Annotated in this window: 4 protein-coding genes; 3 read left to right on the top strand and 1 reads right to left on the bottom strand. The window is 72.8% G+C overall.

Going from position 1 to position 2,767, the window contains the following annotated elements:
• The 3 genes from QH283_RS10135 to QH283_RS10125 all read left to right on the top strand — a co-directional run.
• Positions 1–354, top strand: a 354-nt coding sequence (locus QH283_RS10135) for an alpha/beta fold hydrolase (protein ID WP_280502762.1), incomplete at its 5' end; no start/stop codon positions are given.
• On the top strand, positions 351–800 hold the full coding sequence (locus QH283_RS10130; RefSeq protein ID WP_280502761.1) for a gamma-glutamylcyclotransferase family protein: 450 nt from the start codon (positions 351–353) through the stop codon (positions 798–800). The genes QH283_RS10135 and QH283_RS10130, both read left to right, overlap by 4 nt.
• Positions 801–1,003: 203 nt before the next feature.
• A complete protein-coding gene (locus QH283_RS10125) occupies positions 1,004–1,861 on the top strand; it encodes a hypothetical protein (protein WP_280502760.1) in 858 nt (285 codons plus the stop codon).
• 16 nt (positions 1,862–1,877) lie between these two features.
• Here QH283_RS10125 and QH283_RS10120 read toward each other — a convergent pair whose 3' ends face one another.
• Entirely contained in the window at positions 1,878–2,663 is a 786-nt protein-coding gene (locus QH283_RS10120; RefSeq protein WP_280502759.1) for a hypothetical protein, read from the bottom strand.
• Positions 2,664–2,767 lie beyond the last annotated feature (104 nt).

Raw genomic sequence — 2,767 nt, 5'->3', positions numbered from 1 at the left:
GCGGCCGCGGGGGGGGCGCCGCCCACCCCCCCCCCCCTGGCTCCCCCCGCTAGCGCCGCCGCCTGTGCGCCCGCCCCCGCCCGGCCCCGCCTGGCCGCTCACCCGCTGGACCGGCAGGTCCGCGATCTCGGTCTGCCGACGCTTGTCCTGCACGGCCGCGACGACCGCTTCTACGACTGGGAGCCGACGAGCGACCGCTACCAGCGGGTGGGCGCGCAGGTGGAGATCATCGACGGCGCCGGGCACTCTCCCGCCATCGAGTGTCCGGCGCGGGTGGCCGAATCCATCCACAGGTTCCACCAGGGCCGCGACTTCCCGGTCCGGCCCGCCATCGGGCAGGGCCGACCGGAGTGACGGCGCGCCGGACGCGGGCCGACCGCCTCGACGCCGGAGCCCCCGCGCTGTTCGCCTACGGCACGCTGCGCGTCGACGCCGTGTTGCGGGCGCTGCTCGGCCGTGTCCCCGACTCGCGCCAGGACACGTTGACCGGCTGGCGGGTCGCCCGGCTCACCGGCCGCGTGTACCCCGGCCTCGTCCCCGACCCGGCGGGTTCGGCCACCGGCCGCCTGCTCACCGGTCTCGGCGCCGAGGAGTGGGAACTGCTCGACCGCTACGAGGGCGAGGAGTACGAGCGCCGTCCTGTCCTCCTGGCCAGCGGGACGTCCGCGCTGGTCTACGTGTGGACCGGAGCCGCCGAGACCGCCGAGTGGCCGCTGGAAGAGTTCATCGCCACCCATCTGCCCGCCTACGTCGACGGCTGCGCGTCCTGGCTGCACTCGTCCCGGCAGCAGGAGTGCTGACCTTCCCGCCCGATCGTGTGTTCGAGGAACAGGGTGGAGCACCGCTCGTCGGCGCCGACTACTGTGACAGCCGACGTGGGGAGTGAAGGGAATACGGCGTGGGGTGGACGAACCGGTCGAGAGCTGGACGGCAGCAGAGGCAAACCGCCGCAACCGGAGCTGATCGCGCCGGTGGCGGCCTGACCGGACGGGCGGGCTGACCGATGTTGCTGCCCGCCACCGTCCCGCACTTCCCCGATCCCGCCGCGGCGCCGACACTGCGACAGCGCTGGCCGGGCGTTCGCCGGCTGCTGTCGGTGAGTTATGTGTGGATACCGGCGGTACTGGTCGCGTTCTTCGTGCTGCTGGTCACGCCCGCGCACGGCCCGATCGGCGCGGAACAGGCTGTGCCGATGGCGATCTGCGCGGCCGTGGTGGCGGCGCCCGCGGCGCTCGCGCTGATCTGGTTGCGGGTGGCCGGATTGCGGAACTGGCGGTACTGGGGGATGGCTCTCGTCGGCACCGGCGGAGGGTGGCTGGCCGGGACCGTGATCGGCCTCGGCGTGCTGGCGCCGGAATCCGGTGCGCTGCTGCCGAACACGAGCGTGGCGGCCGCCGCGCTGCTGCCGATGGCGGCCTGGCTGGGCACGGTGCGGGCCAGGCAGCGGCTCACCGAACCGCTTGCCCCCGAACTGGGCGATCTGGATCTGGACCTCGTGCTCTTCCGCGACCGCCTGCGCAGCTTCAGCCACGGCCGGGTCATCGAGGTGGCGGTGCGCGGGCACTCGATCGTCATCCGCAGCCAGCAGACCGGTTTCGCCACGCGCGGCCAGGCGGTCAGGCAACGGCTGGTGACGATCCCGTTCCGGGACATCCGCGGCGTGCGGCCGTGGACGGCCAGACCGGACAAACCGTGGTTCGTCGACCTGGACGGCTACGGCTGGCATCCGCCGGGCGGCGAATCCGTCGTGGTCCGATCGGCGCATCCGACGCGGGACACCGTCATCCCCGTCCCGGACGCCGGGATCGCCGCCGAGGTGCTCGACCGTCGCCTGCGGCGCTTCCACTCCGTCCCGCGCTGATCCCGGGCGGCGAGCCTCACGCCTCGGCGGGCGTCTTCGCGATGGACGGGCTCGAGTTGACGAACACCGCCAGCGACTTGAACGTGCCGTCCACCAGGTCGCGCACCGACGCGGCCGCCGGCCCCAGCGCGTCGATGGCCTTGACCAGCTGATTCAGGATCATGGCCGTCTGCCTGGTCGAGGTGGCGATCGCCTCCAGCGCCTGCGCGACGACGAGGGGCGTGGCCGTGGCGATCGTGCAGGTGATCTCGAGTGTCCAGCTCACCAGGCGTCCCGCCAGCGCGGTGAGCAGGTCGCGGATCGCGGTGCGCAGGCCCGCGACGAATTCACCGGCCGCCGTTGTCATCTGCGCGGCGACGCGAGCGGTCTCGGCCATGGCCTCCACATGCTCGACCAGGTCTTCGCTGCGCCGCCGGTACGCCTCGGCCGCCAGACCGGCCCAGCTCGCCGCCGTGGCCGCGGCGGAGGCGGTGATGTCGCCCGCGAGCTGGGTCAGGTCGGTCCGAACCTGCTCCCATGCCGCCGCCGATGCCTTGATGACACCGGGGTCGCCACCGAGCAGGTTGAACTTCTCCCTGATGGGGCCGACGTTCTCGATCATCCAGGACAGCAGCTGCCCGGCGACATAGCCGATGGGATCGGTCGCGGCCGAGAGCACGTCGAGGCCGAGCGCGGCGGCGCCGGAGAAGATGTTGAAGATGCTGGCGGAGTCGAAGCCGTGGGAGATCTGCACCACCGCCTCGACAGCCGTGATGCCGGTGAGCGGACCCGAGCTGTTGTTCTCGATGTCGATGACGGTCATGGTTGTTCGAGTCCTTCCGCCTGTTCTGTCATGGCCTTGGCGGCGGCGGGGGGGGGGGCGGCGGGCAGAAAGGCCCCCCCCCCCCCCCCCCCCCCCCCCCACCA

It is taken from the genome of Nocardia farcinica, assembly GCF_029867845.1.
Lineage (GTDB): Bacteria > Actinomycetota > Actinomycetes > Mycobacteriales > Mycobacteriaceae > Nocardia > Nocardia farcinica_A.
The sequence above is the reverse complement of the archived record's forward strand: the minus strand, read 5'-3'. Positions and strand labels throughout refer to the sequence as shown.

Bases quoted from the DNA above. Each gene is read 5' to 3' on its own strand.
- QH283_RS10125 (WP_280502760.1), top strand. From the start codon at position 1,004: ATGTTGCTGCCCGCCACCGTCCCGCACTTCCCCGATCCCGCCGCGGCG.
- QH283_RS10120 (WP_280502759.1), bottom strand. From the start codon at position 2,663: ATGACCGTCATCGACATCGAGAACAACAGCTCGGGTCCGCTCACCGGC.